Annotated in this window: 28 protein-coding genes; 14 read left to right on the forward strand and 14 right to left on the reverse strand. The window is 68.4% G+C overall.

Annotated features, from left to right (window positions below; translation table 11 throughout):
• Positions 1-52: 52 nt before the first annotated feature.
• Positions 53-1,213, reverse strand: coding sequence for a phosphoserine transaminase (locus tag HNP52_RS03270; RefSeq protein WP_184162413.1), 1,161 nt, complete (start codon positions 1,211-1,213; stop codon positions 53-55).
• Between the two features lie 158 nt (positions 1,214-1,371).
• Between HNP52_RS03270 and HNP52_RS03275 the strand changes: the two genes are divergently transcribed.
• Together HNP52_RS03275 and HNP52_RS03280 are read left to right on the forward strand one after the other, a co-directional pair.
• A complete protein-coding gene (locus tag HNP52_RS03275) occupies positions 1,372-2,058 on the forward strand; it encodes an extensin family protein (protein WP_184162414.1) in 687 nt (228 codons plus the stop codon).
• A 36-nt stretch (positions 2,059-2,094) separates the two neighbouring features.
• The gene (locus HNP52_RS03280; protein ID WP_184162415.1) at positions 2,095-3,021 is read left to right on the forward strand and encodes an LOG family protein; all 927 of its coding nucleotides are present in this window, start codon (positions 2,095-2,097) and stop codon (positions 3,019-3,021) included.
• On the opposite strand, the gene HNP52_RS03285 is transcribed toward HNP52_RS03280, so the two are convergent.
• The 4 genes from HNP52_RS03285 to HNP52_RS03300 all read right to left on the reverse strand — a co-directional run bounded on the left by HNP52_RS03285 (position 3,018) and on the right by HNP52_RS03300 (position 6,340).
• On the reverse strand, positions 3,018-3,413 hold the full coding sequence (locus tag HNP52_RS03285) for a nuclear transport factor 2 family protein (protein WP_184162417.1): 396 nt from the start codon (positions 3,411-3,413) through the stop codon (positions 3,018-3,020). The two genes, HNP52_RS03280 and HNP52_RS03285, sit on opposite strands and share 4 nt — an antisense overlap.
• 12 nt (positions 3,414-3,425) lie before the next feature.
• A complete protein-coding gene (locus tag HNP52_RS03290) occupies positions 3,426-4,511 on the reverse strand; it encodes an HD-GYP domain-containing protein (protein ID WP_184162420.1) in 1,086 nt (361 codons plus the stop codon).
• A gap of 144 nt (positions 4,512-4,655) precedes the next feature.
• Complete coding sequence (locus tag HNP52_RS03295; protein WP_184162424.1) at positions 4,656-5,591, reverse strand: hypothetical protein; 936 nt, start codon at positions 5,589-5,591, stop codon at positions 4,656-4,658.
• A gap of 74 nt (positions 5,592-5,665) precedes the next feature.
• Complete coding sequence (locus HNP52_RS03300) at positions 5,666-6,340, reverse strand: cytochrome c family protein (RefSeq protein WP_184162427.1); 675 nt, start codon at positions 6,338-6,340, stop codon at positions 5,666-5,668.
• 102 nt (positions 6,341-6,442) lie between these two features.
• On the opposite strand from HNP52_RS03300, the gene HNP52_RS03305 reads away from it, so the two are divergent.
• From HNP52_RS03305 to HNP52_RS03315, 3 genes are all read left to right on the forward strand, one after another.
• Positions 6,443-7,339, forward strand: a complete 897-nt coding sequence (locus HNP52_RS03305; protein ID WP_184162430.1) for a prephenate dehydratase — start codon at positions 6,443-6,445, stop codon at positions 7,337-7,339.
• A gap of 119 nt (positions 7,340-7,458) precedes the next feature.
• A complete protein-coding gene (locus HNP52_RS03310) occupies positions 7,459-7,701 on the forward strand; it encodes a helix-turn-helix transcriptional regulator (protein ID WP_260395888.1) in 243 nt (80 codons plus the stop codon).
• Between the two features lie 14 nt (positions 7,702-7,715).
• Positions 7,716-8,222 (forward strand): hypothetical protein, encoded by a 507-nt coding sequence (locus HNP52_RS03315; protein WP_184162433.1) that lies wholly within the window; start codon positions 7,716-7,718, stop codon positions 8,220-8,222.
• Positions 8,223-8,357: 135 nt separating this feature from the next.
• On the opposite strand, the gene nudC is transcribed toward HNP52_RS03315, so the two are convergent.
• From nudC to HNP52_RS03330, 3 genes are read right to left on the reverse strand one after another with little or no spacing between them, the layout of a single operon-like run.
• On the reverse strand, positions 8,358-9,230 hold the full coding sequence (gene nudC / locus HNP52_RS03320) for an NAD(+) diphosphatase (RefSeq protein WP_184162436.1): 873 nt from the start codon (positions 9,228-9,230) through the stop codon (positions 8,358-8,360).
• Positions 9,227-10,570, reverse strand: coding sequence for a serine hydrolase (locus HNP52_RS03325; protein WP_184162439.1), 1,344 nt, complete (start codon positions 10,568-10,570; stop codon positions 9,227-9,229). Before HNP52_RS03325 ends, nudC begins: the two co-directional genes overlap by 4 nt.
• Positions 10,558-11,628: an A/G-specific adenine glycosylase gene (locus HNP52_RS03330; protein WP_409372582.1), complete on the reverse strand. Its 1,071-nt coding sequence runs from the start codon at positions 11,626-11,628 to the stop codon at positions 10,558-10,560. The genes HNP52_RS03325 and HNP52_RS03330 overlap by 13 nt, the downstream gene beginning before the upstream one ends.
• A gap of 27 nt (positions 11,629-11,655) precedes the next feature.
• Between HNP52_RS03330 and HNP52_RS03335 the strand changes: the two genes are divergently transcribed.
• The 8 genes from HNP52_RS03335 (at position 11,656) to HNP52_RS03370 (ending at position 19,150) form a co-directional block, all read left to right on the forward strand.
• Complete coding sequence (locus tag HNP52_RS03335) at positions 11,656-12,189, forward strand: DUF721 domain-containing protein (RefSeq protein ID WP_184162441.1); 534 nt, start codon at positions 11,656-11,658, stop codon at positions 12,187-12,189.
• Positions 12,189-12,938, forward strand: a complete 750-nt coding sequence (locus HNP52_RS03340; protein WP_260395892.1) for a DsbA family protein — start codon at positions 12,189-12,191, stop codon at positions 12,936-12,938. Before HNP52_RS03335 ends, HNP52_RS03340 begins: the two co-directional genes overlap by 1 nt.
• 31 nt (positions 12,939-12,969) lie before the next feature.
• A complete protein-coding gene (locus HNP52_RS03345; RefSeq protein ID WP_184162443.1) occupies positions 12,970-13,722 on the forward strand; it encodes a thioredoxin domain-containing protein in 753 nt (250 codons plus the stop codon).
• Positions 13,723-13,744: 22 nt separating this feature from the next.
• Positions 13,745-17,152: a chromosome segregation protein SMC gene (gene smc, locus HNP52_RS03350; protein ID WP_184162445.1), complete on the forward strand. Its 3,408-nt coding sequence runs from the start codon at positions 13,745-13,747 to the stop codon at positions 17,150-17,152.
• Positions 17,149-17,301, forward strand: a complete 153-nt coding sequence (locus HNP52_RS03355; protein ID WP_184162447.1) for a hypothetical protein — start codon at positions 17,149-17,151, stop codon at positions 17,299-17,301. The genes smc and HNP52_RS03355 overlap by 4 nt, the downstream gene beginning before the upstream one ends.
• Positions 17,302-17,526: 225 nt before the next feature.
• Positions 17,527-18,003 carry a hypothetical protein gene (locus HNP52_RS03360; RefSeq protein WP_184162449.1) on the forward strand — a complete coding sequence of 159 codons (477 nt, stop codon included), beginning with the start codon at positions 17,527-17,529 and terminating at the stop codon, positions 18,001-18,003.
• 14 nt (positions 18,004-18,017) lie between these two features.
• Positions 18,018-18,167: a hypothetical protein gene (locus HNP52_RS23065; RefSeq protein WP_184162451.1), complete on the forward strand. Its 150-nt coding sequence runs from the start codon at positions 18,018-18,020 to the stop codon at positions 18,165-18,167.
• Entirely contained in the window at positions 18,164-19,150 is a 987-nt protein-coding gene (locus HNP52_RS03370) for a D-cysteine desulfhydrase family protein (protein WP_184162454.1), read from the forward strand. The genes HNP52_RS23065 and HNP52_RS03370 overlap by 4 nt, the downstream gene beginning before the upstream one ends.
• A 107-nt stretch (positions 19,151-19,257) precedes the next feature.
• On the opposite strand, the gene HNP52_RS03375 is transcribed toward HNP52_RS03370, so the two are convergent.
• The 5 genes from HNP52_RS03375 to HNP52_RS03395 form a co-directional block, all read right to left on the reverse strand.
• Positions 19,258-20,265: a glycosyltransferase family 4 protein gene (locus HNP52_RS03375; RefSeq protein ID WP_184162457.1), complete on the reverse strand. Its 1,008-nt coding sequence runs from the start codon at positions 20,263-20,265 to the stop codon at positions 19,258-19,260.
• Positions 20,262-21,833, reverse strand: coding sequence for an alpha-amylase family glycosyl hydrolase (locus HNP52_RS03380; RefSeq protein WP_184162460.1), 1,572 nt, complete (start codon positions 21,831-21,833; stop codon positions 20,262-20,264). Before HNP52_RS03380 ends, HNP52_RS03375 begins: the two co-directional genes overlap by 4 nt.
• 109 nt (positions 21,834-21,942) lie before the next feature.
• The gene (locus HNP52_RS03385; protein ID WP_184162463.1) at positions 21,943-23,064 is read right to left on the reverse strand and encodes a glycosidase; all 1,122 of its coding nucleotides are present in this window, start codon (positions 23,062-23,064) and stop codon (positions 21,943-21,945) included.
• A 12-nt stretch (positions 23,065-23,076) separates the two neighbouring features.
• Positions 23,077-23,784, reverse strand: a complete 708-nt coding sequence (locus HNP52_RS03390; RefSeq protein WP_184162466.1) for a hypothetical protein — start codon at positions 23,782-23,784, stop codon at positions 23,077-23,079.
• Complete coding sequence (locus HNP52_RS03395; protein WP_184162469.1) at positions 23,781-24,065, reverse strand: chorismate mutase; 285 nt, start codon at positions 24,063-24,065, stop codon at positions 23,781-23,783. Before HNP52_RS03395 ends, HNP52_RS03390 begins: the two co-directional genes overlap by 4 nt.
• 76 nt (positions 24,066-24,141) lie before the next feature.
• Between HNP52_RS03395 and HNP52_RS03400 the strand changes: the two genes are divergently transcribed.
• Positions 24,142-25,155, forward strand: coding sequence for a polyprenyl synthetase family protein (locus HNP52_RS03400; RefSeq protein ID WP_184162472.1), 1,014 nt, complete (start codon positions 24,142-24,144; stop codon positions 25,153-25,155).
• Between the two features lie 49 nt (positions 25,156-25,204).
• Here the strand turns inward: HNP52_RS03400 and HNP52_RS03405 are convergent, their stop codons facing one another.
• Positions 25,205-25,417 (reverse strand): hypothetical protein, encoded by a 213-nt coding sequence (locus HNP52_RS03405; RefSeq protein ID WP_184162475.1) that lies wholly within the window; start codon positions 25,415-25,417, stop codon positions 25,205-25,207.
• Positions 25,418-25,421: the final 4 nt, after the last annotated feature.

Raw genomic sequence — 25,421 nt, forward strand, 5'->3', positions numbered from 1 at the left:
ACTGAGGGAATCGCTTTATGACTCTGGATCCCCGCCTTCGCGGGGATGACGATTACGCGCTGCGAGCTTCGGCGTAGGCCCAGTCGAGCCAGGGGCCGAGCGCCTCGATATCGGCGGTGTCGACGGTGGCGCCGCACCAGATGCGCAGGCCGGCCGGAGCGTCGCGATAGCCGGCGACGTCATAGGCCGCGCCTTCCTTCTCGAGCAGGCCGGCGAACTTCTTGATGAAGGCTTCGTCCGCACCCTCGACCGTGAGGCACACGCTGGTCTTCGAGCGGATGCCGTGCAGCTCGGCGAGATGGCCGAGCCACGGGCGCGCCGCGACGATCTTGTTCAGCGCGTCGGCATTGGCGTTCGAGCGGGCCATCAGCCCGTCGAGGCCACCCAGGCCCCTGGCCCATTCGAGCGCGAAGATCGCGTCCTCGACGGCGAGCATCGAGGGGGTGTTGATCGTCTCGCCCTTGAACACGCCCTCGGCGAGCGCGCCCTTGGAGACCAGGCGGAACACCTTCGGCAGCGGCCAGGACGGGGTATATTCGGTGAGGCGCTCGACCGCGCGCGGGCCGAGGATCAGCACGCCGTGGCCGCCCTCGCCGCCCAGCACCTTCTGCCAGGAGAAGGTGGCGACGTCGATCTTGTCCCAGGGCAGGTCATAGGCGAACACCGCCGAGGTAGCGTCGGCGAAGCTCAGCCCCTCGCGATCGGCGGGGATCCACTCGCCGTCCGGCACGCGCACGCCCGAGGTGGTGCCGTTCCAGGTGAACAGCACGTCGGTCGACCAGTCGAGCGCGTCGAGATCGGGGAGCTGGCCGTAATCGGCGCGGACGACGTTCGGCTCGAGCTTGAGCTGCTTGACCGCATCGGTGACCCAACCTTCACCGAAGCTTTCCCAGGCGAGCGTGGTGACGCCGCGGGCGCCGAGCATCGTCCACATCGCCATTTCGAAGGCGCCGGTGTCCGAGCCGGGCACGATGCCGATACGGTGCGTATCGGGCAGGCGCAGCATCTCGCGCATCAGGTCGATGCAATATTGGAGGCGGGTCTTGCCGATCTTCGAGCGGTGCGAGCGGCCGAGCGACTCGGTGGCGAGCTTCTCGGGCGACCAGCCGGGCGGCTTGGCGCAGGGACCGGAAGAGAAATAGGGACGCGCTGGCTTGGTGGCGGGCTTTGCGACAGGCGCAATGGTGGCGTCGGCGGCAGTCGAATCAGTCATGTAGTCTCTCCTTACAGAGAGCGCGCGCGGCGTTGGGACCGCGTGGCCCGCCGACGGCCCTAGCGGCGGCCCCGTGAAAGTCAATTGCGCGCAAGCCGCGATCCGCGCACATTTCTGACGTTAACCATGTCGTACGGCTATGCTGCTAGGGTGAGGCCATGCGCGTATTCAGCCTGTTCCTGCCCCTGTTCCTCGCCGGCTGCATCTTTGGCGGCGGCGACGATCGCCCCGCCCCGCGACCCGCATCGGGACCGATTCGCGAGCGGCCGGGCGGCCCGATCACGCTCAATGGCCCAACGCCGCGCGAGACGCAGCAATGCTTCGCCGACCTGTCACGCGAAGGGGTGCGCTACAGTGGCCTGCCCGACCGCGATTTCGGCAGCGGGTGCGTGGTGACCGGCGCTGTGCAGCTGCTCGACATCGGCGTGCCGGTGACCGGGTTGAAGTCGATGAAATGCGGCCTTGCGCGCAGCTTCACCGCCTGGGTGCGCTTTGCCGTTGCGCCCGCCGCCCGGCAGATGCTGGGCAGCGACCTGGTCAAGGTCGAGACCTATGGCACCTATTCGTGCCGCGGGATCATCGGCAACGGCGCGGCATCGGCGGCGCGCATGTCCGAGCATGGGCTGGCCAATGCGGTGGATGTCTCGGGCTTCGTGCTCGCGGATGGCCGGAGGGTCACGATCGAACGCGACTGGCGGACGGGCGATGGCCAGGTCCGCGCGTTCCTGGAGACGATCCACGGATCGGCCTGCAAGCGCTTCGGCACGGTGCTGAGCCCGGACTATAACGCGGCGCACTACAACCACCTGCACCTCGACATGGGGAGGGGTCCGTTTTGCCGCTGATTGCAGGGCGCCTCGGATCGGCTTAAGCCGGTCGAAATGAACGATACGAGAGTCCCGAGCCGCGTTTTCCGCCCTGCCCAGCAGGAAGTGCAGAACGCCAACACCGCCAGCGGCACGCCCCAGACCGAGCATCCCGCCTACCGCCTCGCCTTCCAGGACATGGACTTCCTGTTGCGCGACGATCTGCGGCCGATCCGCTTCCAGCTCGAGCTGCTCAAGCCGCAGCTGCTGCTCGACGAGGCTCATATCAAGTCGACCTTCGTTATCTATGGCTCGGCGCGCATCCCCGAGCCGGACAAGGCCGGCGCGCTGCTCGAGCTGGCCGAGACCCCGCAGCAGAAGAAGATCGCCGAGCGGCTGGTCGAGAAGTCGAAATATTATGACGTGGCCCGCGAGCTGGCGCAGCTCGCCTCCAACTTCCCGCTCGACGAAGCCGGCAACCGCCACTTCGTCGTGACCTCGGGCGGCGGCCCGTCGATCATGGAAGCGGCGAATCGCGGCGCGCGCGATGTCGGCGCCGATACGATCGGGCTCAACATCCTGCTGCCGCACGAGCAGGCGCCGAACCCGTATGTGACTCCGGGCCTGTCGATGCAGTTCCACTATTTCGCGCTGCGCAAGATGCACTTCCTGCTGCATGCGCGCGCGGTGGCGGTGTTCCCGGGCGGCTTCGGCACGTTCGACGAATCGTTCGAGCTGCTGACGCTGATCCAGACCGGCAAGATCGAACCGATCCCGGTGATCTTCTACGGCAAGGACTTCTGGACCCGCGTCGTCAATTTCGAGGCGCTGTGCGAGGAAGGCGTGATCTCGCCCAAGGACCTCAACCTGTTCCACTTCTGCGAGACCGCCGAAGAGGGCTGGCAGATCGTCCAGGACTTCTGGAAGGACAAGGATCACACGGTGATCGCACGGCCGCGCCCGGGCATCGACAAGCCCGAGACCGTGCTCAAGCAGGGCTAGGCAAGCGTGAGGTAGAGCTCGGCCTCGATCACCCAGTCGTCGCCGAGCTTGCGCCATTTGGCGGTGTAGGTGCCCGATGCCTGCATCGCCCCGTCCTGCGCGGCGACGCCCTCCCAATGGCCATGCTCGAAGGCGATCGGCGCGACCGGCGACACCGTGATCGCATCGGGCATGCGCGTGTAGATGCTGCGGTCCCGCATCGCGAACTCGCGCTTCCAGGCGTGCAGCTGCGCCTTGCGGCCGGCGATCAGCGCGCTGTCCGTCCCCGCGACCAGCACGACGTCGTTCGCGAGCAGCGGACCGATCGCGGCAAGGTCCGCCTCGGCCAGCGCGCGGTTGAACGCCGCCCGGCGGATGCGGATGTCGAGTTCGGGGGTCAGGTGCTGGGCCATGCCCATCCCTAATCAGGCCGGGCCGAAATCGTCCAGCAGCTGCGCGCGGCTCGGCTCGAAATCGGCGAGACCCCATTTCGCCGCCACCTCCAGCCCGACGATCGGATCCGAGCGAGTCGAGACGCGCTGCGGGACGAGGTCGCGCCCGGTAGCCGCACAGAGGAAGACCGCGACATCGGGCGTTGCCGGCGAATCGGCGGGCTCGTCGACCACCACCGCAAGGCGCTGGCTTTCGAGCAGGACCAGCGCGCCGACGGGGAACACGCCGAGCAGCGAGCGGAACGCGCGCAGCACCCGCGGATCGAAATGGCCGGTGGTGCCCATCATCCAGTCGAGCGCTGCGCCGGGCGACCAGCTGCGCTTGTAGCTGCGGTTCGACGTCACCGCGTCGAACACGTCGCACACCGCCGCCATGCGCGCGTGGATGCTCAGCGTCTCCTGCGAGATACCGGACGGATAGCCGCTGCCGTCGATCCGCTCGTGATGATGCAGGCAGACGTCGAGCGCGATCTCCGAGTCGATCCCCGAATCGCGCAACAGCTCATAGCCGCGCAGCGTATGCGCCTGGACCCGGGCATATTCGTCGAGGTCGAGCGGACCGGGCTTGTTGAGCAGGTCCGCATCGATCCGCGCCTTGCCGATATCGTGGAGCAGCCCGGCCAGGCCGATCTCCTGGGTCAATTCGGCCCCGAGCCGCAGCTCGTTGCCGAGCGCAAGCATCAAGCCGCAGACCGCAACCGAATGGAGATAGGTATATTCGTCGTGCAGCTTGATCCGGGTGACGCTGGGCAAAGCCGTGGGACTGCGCGCCACCGAGGCGGCGATCGCCGAGACGATCGGCGCGAGGTTCGCCGCCTGGATCTTCCGGCCGAAGCGGATGTCGGCAAAGGTCTCGGTGACGGTGTCCTTCGCCATGCCGACGATCTCCCGGGCACGGTCACGCTCCTGGGCGAGGCTGGCGGGGCGGGCATTGATGTGGAGCCTCGCGCTGGACAGGCGGCGCGGCGACGGGCCCCGCGCGGCGGCTTCCTTGGCCGGCCCGGCGCTGCCGAGGGCGCGCCATTCGCCCGCGTTCAGGCCATCCCGCGCGCTATCCATCCACCAGGCCCAGACATGCGGGACGGGTGGCGCAACTGCACCTTGTAGCGACCACTTAACCCCCCCGGGCATGCGGCATTAATTCCAGGATTCACGTAATTTACCGCCGGTGGCGGGATCAATCGGCCGACCCGCCGAAATGGGTCAGCCGTGCGGCTCCGTAGCCAATGCCGCGAGCGTGGCCAGCATCTGGTCGAAGTGCAGGGTGATGCGGCGATTATTGGCGAGGTGGCGATCGTTGCGCAGCACCTGGGCCGGCACGAACACCCCGCCATCCTTCCACGCCACGACCTCCTCCGAGACCAATGCGGCGACCCGGCGGCGCACCGTCTCGAACGGCAGGTCGATCGCGCGGGACAGCGCGCGCAGCGAAACCGGCTCGCGCAGTTCATCGGGCGGCGGGGTATCCTCGCTCGAATAGAGCTGCGACAGGCGGGGATCCCGGGTGACTCCACGGACATTGATCGCGGTGATCGCCGCGACGATCGTGCCAGCGGTAACATCGCCGTACAGCTCGGTCAGCGTCTCCAGTGCCCGCAGCGAGAAGGCCAGTATCAGCCGCTCGACCACGCCCGCCGGCAGGGCGGCAACGCCCGCGCCGAGCGTCGCGATCGCCGGGGCATAGCCTGTCTCGGCCAGCCGCTGCAGCACATGCAGCAGCTCGGCCTTGTCCTCGACGGCCAGGCGCGCCAGCACATCGCTATCGAAAAACCCCGGCGCGACACTGAACCCGGCATCGCCGCGCACCAGCATCCCGACCTCGACCAGCTCGGCCGCACGCCGGCGCACCGTGGTGTGCGGCAGGCGCATCGAATGGGCGATGGCGGTGGCATTGACCGGGCGGCCGAGCGCCTGGGCATCCTCCACCCCGATCCAGCGGCCGGTTGCCGAATCGCGATAGGGATGGTGCGCGATGCTACCGCCGAGCACGACTTCGAAGACGAAGCCCGCCAGCCGCTCCTGCGGCACCAGCGCCAGACCGCGCCGGCTGCGCGCCAGCAGCAGCTCCGATACCTGACGCGCGACGAGCCGGGTGGACAGCTTGCGGGAGGGCGGCGCGGACGGGTCGGTTGCAAGCATGGATGCGGGCCAAAAAGAAAGCGCCGCGGGATGGCCCGCGGCGCCTTGTTCATTCCATCAGAGCGGAAGCGTCTTCAGACGCCCTTCTTTTCCGCCTGCGCCTTGGCGGCGGGGTCCTTGCTCGGCATGCCCTCCGCCGGAGTCGCCTCGTTCGAGAGATTGCCGCCCGCGGCGTGGTCGGTCGCGTTGCCCTCGGCGGGCGCAGGCGCGGCGCCGGCGGCCGGCGGGGCCGGCAGCGGCAGGTTCGAGCCCTGCGCGTTGAGATAGGCGATCACGTTCGCGCGCTCCTGCGCATCCGGGATGCCGGCAAAGGTCATCTTGGTGCCCGAGGCGAACTTGCGCGGATTGCTCAGCCACGCGTCCATCTTGTCGAAGTCCCAGCTGCCGCCCACGGCCTTGAGGGCATCGGAGAAGGCGAAGCCGGCCTTGCCCTGGGCAATCGCCTCACCCATCGTGCCGTAAAGGTTCGGGCCGATGCCGTTGGCGCCGCCCGAGGCGATCGTGTGGCAGGCCATGCACTTCTTGAACGAAGCTTCGCCCTTGGCGAGATCGGCGCTGGCCAGGCGGGTGGCGATCGGCGCGACCGCGACGGCACCGCCCTCGCTCGCTTCCTCAACGCCTTCAATCACATAGCCCATGTGCTCGGGACGTTCGGCATGGAAATACATTCCGCTCGCGATCGAAAGCCCAAGTGCAGCAATCCCCCCTGCAAGTGCCCAGCCCGCGATCGTATTGAAGCGATTGTCCATGAAATGCCCCTGCGGATATGTTGCGCTTCTTTAAAACCGCCCTTGCAATGAAAGCAAGCGGGGCTTGCGGTGCGAAGTTCGGGCAGCTAGCGCCCGCGCACTATGGAGAATTTCGCAAGCCCGGCGAGAAAGCTCGTCGCGGAGATGACCGAGGCCGCAGCCAGGACCCCTGTTCGGGCCGTCGCCTTCCAGGGCGCGCCCGGCGCCAATTCGCACATCGCGGTGCGCGAAGTGTTTCCCGACGGCCTGCCGCTCCCCTGCTTTTCCTTCGAGGACGCGATCGACGCGGTGAAGGAAGGGCGCGCCGGCTGCGCGATGATCCCGATCGAGAATTCGCTGCACGGCCGCGTGGCGGACATCCACTTCCTGCTGCCCGAATCGGGGCTGTCGATCATCGGGGAGCATTTCCTCCCCATCCGCTACGCGCTGATGGGCCTGGGCCCGGTCGAGGGCGTCAAGCAGGCTATGAGCCACCCCCAGGCGCTCGGCCAGTGCCGCCACTGGCTGAAGGCGCAGGGCATCCAGCCGCTCGCCTATCCCGACACCGCCGGCGCCGCCGCGATGGTCGCCGAGGCCGCCGACCCGGCGATCGCCGCCCTCGCCCCGCCGGGCGCGGCCGAGCTGTACGGGCTGCAGACGCTCGGCTCCGACATCGCAGATGCCGCGCACAATATGACGCGATTCGTGGTACTTGCCCGTGAGCCGCTGGCGGCCGAGGACAAACCCGAGGGACCGTTCATGACCACCTTCGTCTTCGAGGTGAAGAACGTCCCCGCCGCGCTCTACAAGGCGCTGGGCGGCTTCGCGACCAACGGGGTCAACATGACCAAGCTGGAGAGCTACCAGCGCGGCGGCAGCTTCGCGGCGACCGAGTTCTACACCGACATCGTCGGCAGCCCCGACGAGGCACCGGTGGCGCGGGCGCTGGAGGAGCTCAAGTTCCACACCAAGTGGATGCGCGTGCTCGGCACCTACCCCCAGGCGCGCGCCCGAGCGTAACAGACACCGATCGTAGCAAAGGTTGCGCGGCCGGCGGATTCCGCCGAGCGTCCACCCTTGCTTGACTCACGCGACGAATCGTTGTGTATAGACAACATATCGTCGTGTGAGTCGCCATATTGCCGCAGATACACAACCGTATTGCCCTGTTCCGCACCGAACGCGGGATGAGCCGGCGCGCGCTGGCCGAGGCGGCCGGGGTGAACCCCCAGACGATCGGCTATCTCGAGCGCGGCGACTATAGCCCCAGCCTGGAGCTGGGCATGAAGATCGCCGAGGTGTTCGAGGTTCCGGTGGAGCTCGTCTTCTCGTTCACGCCCTTCGAATCGGTCGCGAGCGCCCTGCGCCGCGCGGCCGAATGATGCCGGAGACCGCCATGTCCCGTTTCAACCAGCGTTTCCTCGCCGGGCTCGACGCCGCGGCCGACCGCACCGGCGTGCCCGCTCTCGCCATGGGAGAAGTCCGCCGCAGGCATCTGCGCTGGCTGCCGATTGTCGCGCTGGCGCTGGCGATCGGCGGCTGGATCTGGGGGATGGCCGCGCCACAAATGGTGCATTTCGCCTATGCCGTGATGTCGCTCGGCTTCGCGATCGGCGCGTTCCTGCCGATCTTCGGGCCGATCAAGCCCTGGGGCGCGGCGAAGCTGGTCGACGAGTATGACCGGCAGGTGCGGCTGCGGGCGTTCCTCTACGGCTATGCCAGCGTGACCTTCACGGCCTATGCCGGCATCTGGCTGCTGGTCGGGCTCGCGCTGCTCGACCGCTGGACGACGCTCGACTTGATCAACCAGATGCGGAACTTCGCACACCTGCTTTTCGTGCTCTACCTCGCGGTGCCGACGCTGCAGGCGAGCTGGGCGACGCAGCCGGTGGAAGAAGACTAGGCGGGGGCAACCGGGACACCCTGTTCCCCGGCGAAGGCCGGGGCCCGGGGTAACAGAGCGATTCGGCGGAGAAACCCTGGGCCCCGGCCTTCGCCGGGGAGCAGTTAAGCAGCTGAACCAGACGGTTTCGTCCGATTAGGCCCCCTCGACCCAGGCCGTCAGCAGGGTGTGTGCAATGGCATAGGGCGGCGGTGCGACGAACGGGGCGTCCGGATCGCGGGCGAGCGCCCTGCGCACATCTTCGCGACTGAACCAGTCCGCATGCTCGAGTTCGTGGACATCGATCCGGATGTCGTCGTTCAGCGCTTCGCCGATACAGGCGACCATCAGCGAGGCCGGGAAGGGCCAGGGCTGGCTGGCGACATAGCGGACCGCGCCGATGCGGACGCCCGATTCCTCGCAGGTCTCGCGCCGCACCGCCTCGTCGATCGATTCGCCGACTTCGAGGAAGCCCGCGAGCGCCGAGTAGCGGCCCGGCGGCCAGCTCGGCTGGCGGCCGAGCAGCGCCATGTCGCCGCGCTCGGCGAGCATGATGACCACCGGCTCGACCCGGGGGAAATGCTCGGCGCCGCAATGGGGGCAGCTCCGCCCCCAGCCGGCATGCGACACCGAAGTGTGCGTGCCGCAATTTCCGCAGAAGCGGTTGCGGCCATGCCAGAAGACCAGCCCGCGCGCCGACGCGTAATTGGCGGCATCGGCCGGCGCGAAGCGATCGAGCATCGCGAACAAGGCCGGCGAGCGGCCCATCGGCACCGGCATCCCCTCCGGCAAGGTCGAGACGAAGCGCGGCTCGCCCGCCTCGAAGCCGAGGAAGAGCAGCTCGCCCTGCGCCTCGGCGAGGCTGGTCCAGGTCAGGTGGCCGTCTTCATCCAGCACCGGATCGAGCCCGTCGAGCACCAGCAGGCGCGCGTGCGGATCGGCCAGCGCGGTGGCGAGCAGCTCGGGATCGTGGCGAACCCGGTCGGCACGATCGAGCGTGCCGCCAGTGAAACCTGGGGTGAGCGTCACTTGGTTCGAATCACCTTGGCGAGGTCGGCGTACACAGCCTTGGAGACTGCGCGCTTGAGCTCGGTGTCGCCGAACAGGTTGATCATCGCGACGACATCGATCTTGTGGACCGGATCGACCCAGGCGATCGTGCCGGCGGCGCCGCCCCAGCCGAACGTGCCCTTGCCCGGACCGCCCGGCACGTCGGCGAGATAGACCGAGCCGCCCGCGCCGAAGCCAAGCGGCGCGCCGGTATCGCTGGTCATGTCGTTGAGCAGCGAAGTGTCGGTGCCGGCCGGCAGCAGGTTCGACATGGCGAGGACCACTGTCTCGGGCTTGAGGAGGCGGACGCCGTCGAGCCAGCCCTTGTTTCGCAGCATGCGCAGGAACCGCCCATAGTCATGCGCCGACATGACCAGGCCGGCGCCGCCATAGGGAAATTCCGGCTTCTGCAGATAGACCGAGCCGACCGCCGGATCGGCCGGGACGCGGGTGGAGCCCATGAAGACATAGTTGGTGGCGAAATTGCCGACCTTGTCCGCCGGCACCGTCCAGTAGCTCTGCTCCATCTTGAGCGGCTTGAAGATGCGCGTGTTGACGAACTGATCGAAGGGCATGCCGCCGGCAACCTCGATCACCCGGCCGAGGATATCGAGGCCGATCGAATAGCTCCACTTGGCGCCCGGCTCGGCAATCAGCGGCAGCGAGGCAGTGCGGTTGGCGAACTCCTCCAGGCTGCCCGGGCGGGCGGCCGCCATCTGGACTTCCATCTGGGCGTTCACCTGGGCCGGGTTGATGCCGAGCTTGTTATACTCGTCGAGCAGGGGGCCCTTGGTGATGATGTTGTAGCCGAGACCCGCGGTGTGGGTGAGCAGGTTGCGCACCGTGATCGGCTTCGTGGCGGGGCGGCTGGTCAGGTCCTTGGACGGATCGACCAGCACCTTCATGTTCTTGAACGCCGGAATGAAGTCGCTGATCGGCTGGTCGAGCCCCAGCTTGCCTTCCTCGATCAGGATCATCGCGGCGATGCCGGTGATCGGCTTGGTCATCGAATAGACGCGCCACAGGCTTTCATCGTCCGCCCGGTGCGCAGTCGGCGCATCGGCAACGCGCCCGTGGTTCGCCGTCGTGATGGTGTTGTACGCATCGGCATGGCCGACCTGAATGACGATGCCGGGAACCTTGCCCTCGGCGACGTAGCGCTTCGCCAGCGCCATCTGCGCATCGGCGCCGGGCATGTCGGCAGGCATCCGAATCTCGGTAGTCTGCACTGGCTGCACCGGCGGCTTCGGCTTGGTCTGCGCGAAGGCGGGAGCCGCCAGCATTGCCAGGCCGAAGCCGAACCCGATCACTGCGCGCATAATCGTCTCCTGAATGTCCGTGCCGCCTTGGCGAATACGGTGGGCAGGCCGGCCGATTCGAGATCGGCGACCGGCCACCATTCGCCGGGCAGCGCGGCGCCTGCATGCGCTGCGATTGTTGCAGCCGCAAGAGCGACGTCGAGGTTGAAATGGGTGAAGCCGTGGCTGACCTGCTCGTCCAGCAACTGCCATCCGGCGGCGGCGGGGGCGCCTTCCAGCCTGGGCGGCGAATCGGCCCAGGGACCGGTGGGCAGTGCGCGCATGCCGCCGAGCAGCCCCTTGTCCGGGCGGCGGACGAGCAGCACCCGGCCATCGCGCTCGAGCCAGAACATCGTGCCGTGGCGCTGGGGCTTGGGTGGTTTCGCGCTCTTGATGGGGAAGCGCTCGGGCGTGCCGCCCGCGAAGCCGGCGCAATGCGCGCGCAACGGGCAGAGCAGGCATTTGGGCGACCGCGCGGTGCAGATGCCGCTGCCCAGATCCATCATCGCCTGGGCGAAATCGCCCGAACGCAGCTCCGGGGTGATCGTGTCGGTAAGCGCGTAGATCCGGGCCTTGGCGCCGGGCAGCGCTTCCTCGAGAGCGAACAGCCGCGAGACGACGCGCTCGACATTGGCGTCGACCACCACCGCGCGCCGGCCAAAGGCGATCGCGGCGATCGCGGCGGCGGTATAGCCGCCGACACCGGGCAGCTCGCGCAGGCCGGCTTCGGTGTCCGGGAACTCCCCGCGCCGGGCCACTTCGCGGGCACAGGCGAGCAGGTTGCGGGCGCGGGCATAATAGCCGAGGCCCGCCCAGGCGGCCATCAGGTCGGCATCCTCGCTGGCGGCGAGCGCCTCCACCGTCGGCCAGGCGCGCGTGAACTTGTCGAAATAGGGGATGACGCTGGCGACCTGGGTCTGCTGGAGCATCACTTCGGACAGCCAGACGCGATAGGGATCGGGCGCATTGCTGCCGGGCCGCGCGCGCCAGGGCAGGTCGCGGGCGTTATGGTCGTACCAATGGAGCAGCGCAGGGGCGATGGCGAGGGGAACGATTGTACGGGGGGCGTTGTCGGGCACAGGGCCCTATGGCATGGGTTGGCGGAAATGACGAAGCCCCCCCGCGCCACGACCCGCCAGCCGAAGCCCGAGCCGCAGCGCGCGCTGCGCGCCCGCTCGGTCTCCGAGCTGCTGCCCGATGTCGGCGCGGCCAGCTTCCGCAAGTTCGGCTTCATCCAGCATTCGATCGTCAGCCGCTGGGGCGAGATCGTCGGCGAGCGCTATGCCCGGGTGTCGATCCCCGAATCGATCAAGTTCCCCCAGGGCAAGCGCGAGCAGGGCGTGCTGAGCCTGATCGTCTCGGGTGCCTTCGCGCCGACGATGCAGCATGTCGCGCCCGAGATCATGGACCGGGTGAACCGCTTCTTCGGCTATCCGGCGGTGGCGAAGATCGCGATCCGCCACGGACAGGTGAAGGCGCCGGCCAAGGCCGCGCCGCCGCCCAGCCTCAAGCCGCTGAGCGAAGCGATGGGCGAGAGCCTGCGCGGGATCGTCGACCCTGAACTCAAGGCCGTGCTCGAAGCGCTGGCCGCCGGTGTCGCCGCGAGCGACGAGAAGCCCAAGATCGGCCGGATCGACTGATGCGTATTCTGATGATGACTGCCGGCGCGGTTGCGCTTGCCCTGGTTGGCGGCGCTTCGGCGCAGCAGGCGCGCAAGCCGGCGGCGAAGCCCGCGGCCAGGCCCGCTGCCAAGCCCGCTGGTGCGCCGAACTGGACCGCGACCGTCGCGATCACGCCGGAGGGCGGCTTCCGCCAGGGCAATCCGAATGCGCCGGTGAAGCTGGTCGAATATGGCTCGCGCGGATGCCCGACCTGCGGGCGCTTCGCCGCCGACGGGGTGCCGCCGCTGCGCAGCGACTTCATCGCCACCGGCAAGGTGAGCTATGAATATCGCGATTACCTGATCCACGGCGCGCCCGACCTGGCGATGGCGCTGGTCAACCAGTGCGTGCCGACCGCGCGCTTCTTCCCGGTGCTCGACGCGATCTACGCCAACCAGAAGCTGTTCGATGACCGGCTGCACAAGCTGGTCGACGGCCAGCCCAAGCAGGTCGAGGCATGGCAGAAGCTGCCCCCGGGCCAGATGGCGACCAAATTCGCCGAGGCGATGGGGCTGATCGCCTTCATGAAGACTCAGGGGCTGCCCGAGGCCAGGACGCGCCAGTGCCTGGCCGATCCGAAGCTGATCGGGCGGATCGCCAAGACCAATGCGGACGCGGTCAACGTCTATCAGGTGGACAGCACGCCCAGTTTCATCATCAATGGGCGCAAGCTGCGCGCCTTCACCTGGGACAGATTGCTGCCCGAGCTGTGGGCCAATGGCGCCTGATCGAATCGAATACCCTGGAGAAAGCAGAGCTATGCGTATCAAATTCGCCCTGATCCCGGTGCTGGCGCTGGCCGGCCTGCTCGCGGCCTGCGGCGGCGGCGGCGAGGGCAACGTCACCGCTTCGGCCCCGGTGAAGGCGGTGACCGCGCCGGCGGGCAAGGCCTGGACCGACGTGATCGTGAAGACCACCGATGGCGGCTATCGCCAGGGCAATCCCGACGCGCCGATCAAGCTGGTCGAATATGGCTCGCGCAACTGCCCCTATTGCGGGCTGTTCGGCCGCACCGCGCCCGAGCCGCTGCGCAAGAACTATATCGCCACCGGCAAGGTCAGCTGGGAATTCCGCGACTTCCTGATCCACGGCGCGCCCGATCTCGCCGCGGCTCTGCTCAACCAGTGCGTGCCCGACGAGAGCTTCTTCCCGGTGCTCGACAAGTTCTTCGAGAACCAGGACACGTTCCTGAGCCGCACCGAGCAGCTGGTGAAGACCCAGCCGCAGCTGATCCAGCAGCTCCAGCAGATGCCGCCGCCCCAGGCCGCGGTCGCCTTTGCCGAGCAGCTCGGCATGATCGACTTCATGAAGCAGTACGGCGTGCCCGAAGCCAAGGCGCGCCAGTGCCTGGGCGACCAGAAGAAGATCGACGAGATCGCCAAGGTCAATGCCGACGGCGCGACCGTCTATGGCGTGACCGGCACCCCGAGCTTCTTCATCAACGGCAAGAAGGTCGAGGCCGGCAGCTGGGAGCAGCTCGAGCCGCTGCTCAAGGCAGCCGGCGCGCGCTGACGCCTAGGGGGCGGGGGACGCCGTGCAGATCAAGCGGCTGCGGCTGACAGGCTTCAAGAGCTTCGTCGACCCGGCCGATCTGCGCATCGAGCCGGGGCTGACGGGGATCGTCGGCCCCAATGGCTGCGGCAAGTCCAACCTGCTCGAGGCCCTGCGCTGGGTGATGGGCGAGACCAGCGCGAAATCGATGCGCGGCGCCGGCATGGAAGACGTGATCTTCGCCGGCACCGCCACCCGCCCCTCGCGCGACTTCGCCGAGGTTACCATCCAGGCCGACCAGGTCGGCAGCGACGACGAGCTGGAAGTCGTCCGCCGTATCGAGCGCGGCGCGGGCTCGGCCTACCGGATCAACGGGCGCGACGTGCGCGCCAAGGACGTGGCGCTGCTGTTCGCCGATTCGGCGACGGGCGCGCATTCGCCGGCGCTGGTCAGCCAGGGGCGGATCGGCGCGATCATCCAGGCCAAACCGGGCGAGCGCCGCGCGATGCTGGAAGAGGCCGCGGGCATCGCCGGCCTGCATGTGCGCCGCAAGGACGCCGAGCAGCGGCTGCGCGCGACCGAGGCGAACCTCACCCGGCTCGACGAGGTCATCGGCGACCAGGAGACGCGCGCCGCGCAATTGAAGCGCCAGGCGCGCCAGGCCGAGCGCTACCGCGAGCTCTCCGACCGGATCCGCGTCGCCGAGGCGCGGATGATCTTCGCCCGCTGGCGCGACGCGGCCGTGGCGGCGGACGCGGCCAAGAAGGAAGCGAGCGCGGCCGAGACGCTGGTCGCCGAGCGGACCAGGGCGCATGATTCGGCGGTGGCGGTGCAGCTGGAGGCGGCGGAGAAGCTCGCCACGCTGCGCGCCGAAGCGCTGGCCGTGCGCGACAAGGCGACCGAGGCGATGCACGGGCTCGCGACGCTGCGCTCGGACAAGGCGGCGGTCGAGCGGCGGATCGCCGAGGTGCAGGATTCGGTGCGGCGGCTCGAGGAGGATCGCGGCCGCGAAGGCGCGCTCGCCAGGGACGCCGCCGAGGCGCTGGCCCGGCTCGACGAGGAACTGAAGGCGCTCGACCGGCGGATCGCCGAGGCGACGGCGCGGATGCCGAACCTCGATGCGGCGCTGGCGGATGCGGAGCGCGCGGCGCGCGATGCCGAAGTCGCGCTCGCCCAGGCACTGGCGGCGCAGGCGAGCGAGGCGGCCGAGGCGCGCGTCGCCGAAGCCGCTCTGGCGGCGGGGCGGACCCGGGTCGAGCGCTCGGAGCGCGACCGGGCGCGGATCGACGCGGAACTGAAGGCGCTGCCCGATCCCGAGCCCCTCCAGGCCGAGAAGGCACGCGCCGCCGAGGCACGGGCGCAGGCGCTCCGCCAGGCGGAAAGCGCGCGGACCGGGCTGGCGCGGGCCGATGCCGAGGAACGCAGCGCGATCGAGTCGCGCAACCATGCCCAGGCGAAGCGCGCCGGCGCGCATGCCGAACTGGCGCAGCTCGACAGCGAAGCCGCCGCGCTCGCCAAGGCGACCCGGCCTTCGGACAAGGACCGGCTGCTCGACAAGCTCAAGGTCGATGCCGGCTATGAGCGCGCGCTCGCGGCGGCGCTGGGCGACGATCTCGAAGCCGGGCTCGATACCAGCGCCGAGCGCTATTGGGCCGGTGCCGAGCCCCAGGCCGGCGATCCCGGCGCGCCTTCGGGCACCACGCCGCTCGGGCAGCATGTCCAGGCGCCGGCAGGATTGTCGCGGCGGCTGGCGCAGGTGCTGGTGGCCGAGAGCGATGACGGACAGAAGCTCGCCGTGGGGCAGCGACTGGTTACGCTGGCGGGCGTGCTGCGGCGCTGGGACGGCTATGTCGCCAAGTCCGGGGGCGCCGCGGCCGCGGAGCGGCTGGTGCGGGTCAACCGGCTCGCCGCGATCGAGAAGGCGCGGCCGGCGGCGGTCCGCGCGGTCGAGAGCGCCGATGCCGAGCTTACCCGGATCGAGGAGAATATCGCCGAGGCGCGGCGTGCGGCGGCGGATTGCAGGCGGGTGCTGGAGCATGCGGACAATGCAGGCCGCGAGGCGGGGCGCGCCGAGGACCGTGCCACCGCGCAGCTCGAACGGCTCGATTCGCAGCGCGCCGATCTCGACACGCGCATCCGCCGCGTCGCCGCCGAGCAGGACGAAGCGGCGACCGAGCTGAACCGCGCCGAGGCAGCCAAGGCGGCGCTGCCCGACGGCACCGAGACGCGTGCCCGGGTGCAGGCGCTGTCGCTCGATGCCGAAGGCAAGCGTGCTGCCTCCGCGTCCGCCCGCGCCGAGCGCGGCACGCTGGAACGCGAGATCTCGGCATCGCGCGAACGCCATGCCGCGGCGGGTGCCGAGGCGAAGAGCTGGAAATCGCGCGCCGGCGATGCGGCACGGCGCGCCAATGAAATGGACAAGCGCGCGCTCCAGCTCGCCGAGGAAAGCGAAGCGCTGGCCGGCAAGCCCGCGGCACTCGAGGCGCAGCTCGCCGAGGCCGAGGCCGCGACCGAGAAGGCACGAACCGAGAGCGCCGTCGCCCAGGCCGCCGAACGCGACGCCGAGATCGCGGTGCGCGAGACCGAAGGCGCGGTGCGAGGCGCCAATGAAGTGCTGGCCCAGGCCCGCGAGCAGCGCGCCGGCGCAGTCGCCCGCGCCGAGAACCAGGAGATGCGCCGCATCGAGATGGGGCGGATTTCGGGCGAGCGATTCGAATGCCCGCCGCCACTCCTCCCCCAGAAAGCCGGTTTCGACGAAGCCACGGTGCGCACGCCCGAGGAAGAATCGACCGGCCATGAGAAACTCAACGCCGAGCGCGAGCGGATCGGACCGGTCAATCTGGTCGCCGAAACCGAGCTCGCCGAGCTCGAAGCCGCCTTCACCAGCAACGCCGCCGAGCGCGACGAGCTGCACCAGGCGGTCAACCAGCTGCGCGGATCGATCGGGACCTTGAATCGTGAAGGCCGGCAACGATTGCTGGCGGCGTTCGAAGCGGTCGACCAGCATTTCCGCAGGCTGTTCTCGACGCTGTTCAACGGCGGTGCGGCGCATCTCGAACTGATCGATTCGGACGATCCGCTGGAAGCCGGGCTCGAGATCATGGCGCAGCCGCCGGGCAAGAAGCTCCAGTCGCTGACCCTGCTTTCGGGCGGCGAGCAGGCGCTGACGGCGGTCGCGCTGATCTTCGCGCTGTTCCTGACCAACCCGGCGCCGATCTGCGTGCTCGACGAAGTCGATGCGCCGCTCGACGACGCCAATATCGATCGATTCTGCGACCTGCTCGAGAAGATGACCGAGGAGACCGCGACCCGCTACCTGATCGTCACCCATAATGCGGCGACGATGAGCCGCATGCACCGGCTGTTCGGCGTGACCATGGTCGAGCGCGGGGTCAGCCGGCTGGTATCGGTGGACCTGGGCGGGGCCGAGAGCCTGTTGGCGGCGGAATGATCGACGAGAGCGCTATTACCGGCATCGTCGAATGGCTGATGGGGAAAGCTCGGGATCGCTTCGGGATCGGCGGTGCCTCGATAGCGTTCATCCTGTGCCTCGTCGCGCTAATGCCGCTGGTGGTGTTTCTCTCCATGTGGCTGGGATAGGCGCTGAGAAGCTACGGGTGGCGGAATAGCCGGGTCTGGCTCCGCATAGCTGTTCCCCGGCGGAGGCCGGGGCCCAGTTGCGATGTCGTTCGTGAGGTTCCCGCGCCTTTGCTAGTGCGCCGAAACTGGGCCCCGGCCTTCGCCGGGGAACAAGAAGTGGCAGGCTCCGTTGCGATGGCTCGCGCGCTTCCTATCTCGAAACGGGGCGGCAACAGGAGGAAGTGCATGCGATCGAGCCTTTGGATCGGGTTTGCGGTGGCGATGCTGGCGAGCAGTCCTGCCTTTGCCCAGGACAAGCAGCAATCGACCGCCGAGCGCGCCGGCGACATCGCCGAGCAGCCGGCCAAGGATGTCGGCGCGGTGAAGACCAAGATCCCGCCGGTTCTCCAGAAGGCGGCCGCCGCGCCCTACAGCCTGTCCGGCCTGTCGAAATGCACGCAGATCGCCGACGCTTTCGACGATATCGGCGAAGCGCTGGGGCCTGATTTCGTCCAGGGCGTCAATCGCAAGAAAAGCCGCAAGGTCAGGGTGACCGGTGACACCGTGGCCGGGCTGATCGTGCCGTTTCGCGGGCTGGTCCGCGAAGTGAGCGGCGCGGCTTCGGCGCAGCGCGAGCTCAACGCGGCGGTCGATGCCGGTTTTGCCCGTCGCGGTTTCCTGCGCGGCGTGTATCAGACGCGTGGGTGCAAGCCGGCGCTCTAAGGAGGGGTATCACCATGGACCAGGTTTTCCTCGGCGTGTTCGAAACGCTGATCCAGGCGGTTCGCGAGCGGTACGGCCTTGCCGCGGCCTGGGTGGCGGGAGTTGGCGGAGTCGCGCTTGTACTGCTCGCGGTCGCGCTGCTCCTCTGGTGGATCGTCCAGTGAACCTCGACGCCTTTCCCCGCATTGCCCTGTTCGACGCGCCGACTCCGATCCAGCGGCTGGAGCGGGTGGAGAATGCGCTGGGGCTGAAGGGCGCGCGGCTGTTCGTGAAGCGCGACGACCTGATGGGGCTGGGCGGCGGCGGCAACAAGCTGCGCAAGCTGGAATATCTGCTCGGCGCCGCGATCGCCGAGGATTGCGACACCTTCATCACCACCGGCGCGCGGCAATCCAACCATGCCCGGCTGAGCGCGGCGGCGGCAGCACGGATGGGGCTCAAGGCCGAGCTGATGCTGACCGACACGGTACCGCGTGACGATCCCGCCTATCTCCACAACGGCAACCAGCTGCTCGACGGGCTGTTCGGCGCGGTGGTGCATCATTTGCCGCGCGGAGCGGATTCGCTGGCGGCTGCGCAGGCGCGGGCCGAGCTGCTGCGGGCCGAGGGGCGCAAGGTCTATGTGGTCGGATCGGGTGGCTCCTCGCCGGTGGGGGCGCTCGGCTATGCTTCATGCGCGGCGGAGATCGAGGCGCAGGAAGCCGAGCTGGGACTGCGGTTCAGCGCGGTGATCGTCGCCAATGGCAGCCATGGCACGCATGCCGGGCTTGCCGCCGGGATCGACGATCCCCGGCGCGTGCTGTCGTTCACCGTGCTGGCCGAGCTGGCGGAGGCGGAACGCGGCACGCTGGCGCTGGCCAACGAGACGCGGGCGCTGCTCGGGCGGCCGGCACTGGAGGCGGAGCATATCGGGATCGACGGTTCGCAGCGGGGCGAAGCCTATGGCATCCCGACCGAGGCGATGCTGGCGGCGGTGCGGCTGATGGCGCGGCAGGAAGGGCTGCTGATCGACCCGGTCTATAGCGGCAAAGCCTTCGCAGGCGTGCTGGCGGGGCTGCGCGAGGGGGTGCTGAGCGGCGATGTGCTGTTCGTGATGACGGGTGGGACGCCGGGGCTTTATGCGTACCAGCCGGCTTTTTCCGGCTAGCGTTTGGGGAAGCTGTTCCCCGGCGAAAGCCGGGGCCCAGGGCCACAGGCGATACGGCAGAGAAACCCTGGGCCCCGGCCTGCGCCGGGGAACTGCCGTGGGAATGGCTAGGTGCCCAGGATGCGCCGGTAGAGCTGGATGTACTTGTCCGCCATCGCCTCGACCGAGAAATGCTCGGCAACCCGGGCGCGGCAGGTGGCGCGGTTGATGCCTTCGACCTGGCCCAGCGCGGCGATCGCCTCGCCTACCGAATCGACCAGGAAGCCGGTTTCGCCGTCGACGATCAGCTCGGGCATGCTGCCCCGGTTGATCGCGATCACCGGCGTGCCACAGGCCATCGCCTCGATCACCGACAGGCCGAAGGGTTCGTCGAAATTGATCAGATGGAGCAGCGCCTGCGCCTTGCCGAGCGCGCGCAGGCGCTCCGCGCCGCCTACGGGGCCGTGATAGGCGATGCGCTCGTCGAGGAAGGGCGCGACTTCGCGATCGAAATAGCCCTGGTCCTGGATGATGCCATACAGGTTCAAACGCCGGCCGGTGGCGCGGGCGAGCTGGATCGCTTCGGCGGCGCCCTTGTCCGGGTGCATGCGGCCGAAGAACAGCAGGTCCTCGCCGCCCTCGGGCTCGAAGGGGAATTCCTCCAGCCGGATGCCGTGATGGATGGTGTCGGCATAGCGCAGCGCCGGGTGGCGATCGGCGTTGCTGATCGCGACATAATGCACCCGGTCCTCGAACGGCTTGTACATCGGCAGGATGCGCTCCGAGGAGAAGCCGTGGATCGTCGTCACCATCGGCGTGTCGATCAGCGGGGCATAGGCGTGCGCGGGGAAATCGGCCTGGTTGTGGATCAGGTCGAACCGGGCCGCCTGGGCAAAGAGATGCGACTGGTGCGCATATTCCCAGACCTTGGCGTCGATGTCGGGGCTCTCCTCATAGCCCATCGGCACCACGCCATCGAGCTTGCCGTCGGTAACCGAATCCCGCGTGGCGAACAGGGTGACATCGATCCCGCGCGCGACCAGCGCCTCGGTCAGCAGGCTGGTGACCAGTTCCCAGGGGCCGTAATGGCGCGGCGGCGTGCGCCACGCGATCGGCGCCAGCATCGCGATCTTCATCCCAGGATATAGCCTTCGTTCGGAGAGAGCAGCGCCGGGTCATGGCCGCCGCGTGCCGAGGCGAGCACGGTGAAGTCCTCCGCCCATTCGGGGATGGCGAAGCCCTGGGGCGTGTCGCCGAGGTTGAGCACGACCAGCAGCCGGTCATGCTCGTAGCGCCGCTCGAAGGCGAGCAGGTCGCCGCCGGCATCGACCGGGTGGTAGTCGCCGAGCGCGAGCGCGCGGTGCTCGTGGCGGAGGAACAGGAGCTTTTGCGTCAAGCGCCACATCGAGGCGGGGTCGCCGCGCTGCGCCTCGACATTGCGGGCGATCCAGTCGGGGTGGAGCGGCAGCCAGGGGTCGGCGGGGCTGAAGCCGGCGTTCGGCGATTCGTCCCAGGCCATCGGGGTGCGCACCGGATCACGGCCGAGGCCGATGCCGGGATCGCGGATCTCGCGCGGATCCTGGACCAGATGCGCGGGGATTTCGCCATCCTCCATGCCGATCTCGTCGCCATAATAAAGCGTGGGCGTGCCGCGCAGCGTGAGGAGCAGCATCATCGCGACGCGGGCCTGTTCGGCGCCGACGCGCGTGGCGATGCGGGGGCGGTCATGATTGCCGAGCACCCAGTTGGGCCAGCCGTCGGCGGGGAGCGCGGCTTCGTATTCGGCGATCATCTTCGCCAGGCCGGGGGCGTTCCACGCGGCGCCGATCAGCTGGAAGTTGAAGGGCAGATGGACGCCGGGCTGCTCGGCGGTGCCGTAATAGCCGACCAGTTGGGGCACCGGCAGGTAGATCTCGCCGATCAGGACGCGGGCACCATAGTGATCCGCAATTGCGCGCATCTCGCCGGCGATGCCATGGACTTCGGGCTGATCGGTCGAGTGGAGCTGGTGGACGCGAGTGTAATCGGGCTGGCCGGGCGTCCAGTCGAGGTTCACCGGATTGTCGGGCAGGTCGACATGCTTGACCATGTGCCACAGCACATCGATCCGGAACCCATCGACGCCGCGCTCGAACCAGAAGCGCAGCACATCCAGCATCGCCGAACGCACCGCCGGGTTGCGCCAGTTGAGGTCGGGCTGCTCCTTGAGAAAGGCGTGGTAATAATATTGGCCGGTGGCTTCGTCCCATTCCCAGGCCGAGCCGCCGAAATCGCTGATCCAGTTGTTGGGCGGCGAACCGTCGGGCCTGGCGTCGCGCCAGATATACCAGTCGCGCCGGGGATCGTCCTGGGCGGAGCGGCTCTCCTGGAACCAGGGATGCTGGTCCGAGGTGTGGTTGGGGACGAGATCGAGCAGCAGGCGGATGCCGCGTGCGTGCGCGGCGGCGAGCAGCGCGTCGAAATCGGCGAGGGTGCCGAAGCGCGGGTCGATCCCGCAATAGTCGGCGACGTCATAGCCGAAGTCCGCCATCGGGCTGGGGAAGATCGGCGAGATCCAGATCGCGTCCACGCCGAGCGCCTTGAGGTCGTCGAGCCGGCGCTCGATGCCCTTCAGGTCGCCGATGCCGTCGCCGTTCGTGTCCTGGAAGGAGCGCGGATAGATCTGGTAGATGACGGCGGATTTCCACCATTCGCTGTCCGTCATGCGCCTTCTCCCTTCCCGTCATCCCCGCGCAGGCGGGGATCCAGGGTAATGAGGGACAGCGCTATTTGGCTCTGGATCCCCGCCTGCGCGGGGATGACGGCGGTGGGGATCAACGGAACCGCTCCTTTGACAGGCGGGTGATGCGGCAGGCGAGATCGGCTTCGCCGCTGGCCGCGATATAATGGTCGCCGGCATCGGCCACGCCGGTGGTGAACACCACGGGGGTGGGCAGATAGAGCTGGTGGGCGATCGGATCGGTGAGCGCGGGATTGGCCTCGATCAGCGGGTTCTCGTCCTCGAGGCGGAGGATGCGCGAGGGATCGTCCTTGTCGAGCAGCGCCCAGAAGCTGCGATAGACGCCGACCGCGCCCCGCTTCTCGACGCCGTGATAGATCAGCATCCAGCCCTGGGGGGTAAGCACCGGCTGGCTGCCGCCGCCGATCCGCTGGGTCGAGCTGGTGCCCTTGCGCGCGCGGATGCCGGGGGTGTCGAGCGGCTTCCAGTGGAGACCGTCGGGCGACTGCGCCATGTTGATCGAGGGGCCGCCGAGCCAGGGGGAGTCCTCCGGGTAGGCGAAATAGACTTCACCCAGGGGGCGGGTGAGCGCCATGTACTTGCCGCCGGGCTTGCCCTCGAACAGGATCATGTCCTTGTTCTGGTGATCGAGGACCACGCCGAGCAGCTTGTAGTCGAGCCCGTTCACGGAGTGGTACATCGCGGTGCAGTGGCGCTCGGCGGAGACGCCGCACACGGTCATCCACCAGCTGCCGCCGACCAGGCTGATCCGGGCATCCTCGACGCCGCAATCCAGGAACGAGGCGGAGGGCTCGATCGCCTTGTCGTAATGGATCTTCACGATCCGGCTGGCATCCTTGCTCAGCTCGACGGGGAGCAGCCAGGAGAGCGAGGTGAGGCCGAGCAGGCGCGGGTTGCGGTCCTTGAGCGCGAACTGGCGGGGGTCGTCCATCTGGATGCCCGCCACCGCATGGCGATCGAGGACATAGCCCGAAGGCGTCCAGCGCACCGCCCGGGCATGCTCGCCGTCAACCGGATCGCGCAGCGCCTCGGCCACGCGGACCATAAGCAGCAAATTGCCGTTCGGCAGGCGCGCGAAGCCGGGGTTGAAGGCGCCGAGGACATGGGTCGCCTCGTCCACGCCCTTGCGCAGCGGGGAGCGGGACAGGTCGACATCGTCGGGGCGGAAGATCAGGAAATCATCGTCCGCCGCCACGTCGCTACCCCCTCAACAGGATGGAACCTGGCTTTCCCCGCCTTCGCGCTGGTACTTGCCGTCTCTCCAGACGTATCGCTCGGCGAAGGATCGGGTTCCCTCGAACTTCACGGTGAAATCGACGCCCTTGCGGATCGCCCCGATCTTGCCCCGGACCGACTGGGCATTGTCCTCGACCGCGCCGCCATTGTCGTAGACGGACTGGAAGGAGGCGACTTCCTTCGGCCCCTCGGGTTCGAGCGCGACCAAAGTGGTGAAGCTGCAGGTGTACCCCTGCCAGGTGCCGCCACCCTCGACATAGATCACCGGCCGGTCGAGGAACTTGTCGCTAACCGACCATTCGGCAAGGTCGCCGAAGCTGCCGCTCTCGGCCGCCTTGGGATAGGCCTTGCGCAGCTTGAAGCCGGTGCCGTCCGCATCGAGATAATGGACCGCGATCGTGCCGGCATCGACATGCGCGGGATCGCGGACATGGCCGTGGCTGACCAGCACCGGGCCGAACGCCGTATCGACCAGCTTGTTGTCGTCGAAGGTGATCGGGCCCTGGTTGACGCCTTCGGGGAAGGACGCCTTGACCGCCGCCGCGAGCCGCGCGGCGGGATCGAGCGCCGGCGCGGCGCTGGCGCTCGGCGTGGGGGTCGGCGCCGGCTTCTGCGCCTGGTTGCCGCCGCAGCCCGCCAGCATCAGTGCCGGCAGCAGGAGCGCGGCGGCCCGCCTCATTTCTCGTCCCGCAGCTGCTCGTGGTGGCGGATCACCTCATCGATGATGAAGCGCAGAAACTTCTCGGAGAATTCCGGATCGAGATCCGCTGTCTTGGCGAGCTCGCGCAGCCGGGCGATCTGGCGGTCCTCGCGGCCGGGATCGGCGGGCGGCAGGCCCGATTCCGCCTTGTAGCGCCCCACCGCCTGGGTGACCTTGAAGCGCTCGGCGAGCAGGAACACGAGCGCGGCATCGATATTGTCGATGCTCTGGCGGTAGCGGTTGAGGGTCTCGTCGGACATCGCCCTCCTCTTTGCGCAGGACGTAAGGTCACGCAAGTCTTGCCTTTGTGCGCCGCACCCGCCAGAGGCTTGGCCCATGAGCGCTACCATCCATCGCCTTGGCGGCGGCCCCGCCCCCTCGCTCGATCCGATGATGGCGCTCGTCGCCCAGGACATGAACCTCGTGAACGCAGTGATCCTCGATCGCATGCAGTCCGAGATCCCGCTGATTCCCGAGCTGGCCGGCCATCTGATCGCCGGCGGCGGCAAGCGGATGCGGCCGATGCTGACGCTCGCGGCGGCGCGCCTGCTCAACTATCCGGGCACCCGCCACCACCGGCTCGCCGCCGCGGTGGAGTTCATCCACACCGCGACGCTGCTGCATGACGACGTGGTCGACAGCTCGGACCTGCGCCGCGGCCGCCGCACCGCCAACATCATCTGGGGCAACCCGGCGAGCGTGCTGGTCGGCGACTTCCTGTTCAGCAAGTCGTTCGAGCTGATGGTCGAGAGCGAGAGCCTGAAGGCGCTCCACATCCTCAGCAACGCCAGCGCCGTGATCGCCGAGGGCGAGGTCAACCAGCTCACCGCGGTGCGCCGGCTCGACCTGGGCGAGGAACGTTATCTCGACATCATCGGCGCCAAGACCGCCGCGCTGTTCGCTGCCGCCTGCCGCATCGCCGCGGTGGTCGCCGAGCGCTCGGAAGCCGAGGAACTGGCGCTCGACGCCTATGGCCGCAACCTGGGCATCGCCTTCCAGCTGGTCGACGACGCGATCGACTATGTCTCGGACGCGGGCACGATGGGCAAGGATGCTGGCGACGACTTCCGCGAAGGCAAGATGACCCTGCCGGTGATCCTCGCCTATGCGCGCGGTGACGAGGCTGCGCGCGCCTTCTGGAAGGATGCGATCTCCGGGCACCGCAATTCGGATGCGGACTTTGCCGAGGCGATAAAGCTGGTGCAGGCCAGCCGTTCGGTGGACGACACGCTCGCCCGCGCCCGCCACTACGGCCAGCGCGCGATCGATTCGCTCGGCATCTTCGCCAATGGCACCGCCAAGGACGCCATGGTCGAAGCAGTCGAGTTCGCGGTCGCCCGGGCTTATTGATTCCAGGTCGCGGCGGCGGGACCGCGGCTCCAGGCCGGGGTGACGAAGGTCATTCCTCGACGTCCTCGCCTTCATCCTCGTCGTCGTCGAGAAGATCGTCCTCATCGGCATCGAGCACTTCCTCGATCGCCTCGACGATCAGATCGAGCTGCTCCTCGCTGGCGGTGAACTCCAGCGTCTCGCCGTCATCATCCTCGAGATGCAGCGTGTAATCGCCGTCGCCATCGGCGGTGATCGAAAATTGAGCCAGGGTTCGCGCCATGTCC

Source organism: Sphingomonas kyeonggiensis (genome assembly GCF_014204495.1).
Taxonomy (GTDB): Bacteria; Pseudomonadota; Alphaproteobacteria; order Sphingomonadales; family Sphingomonadaceae; genus Sphingomonas; species Sphingomonas kyeonggiensis_A.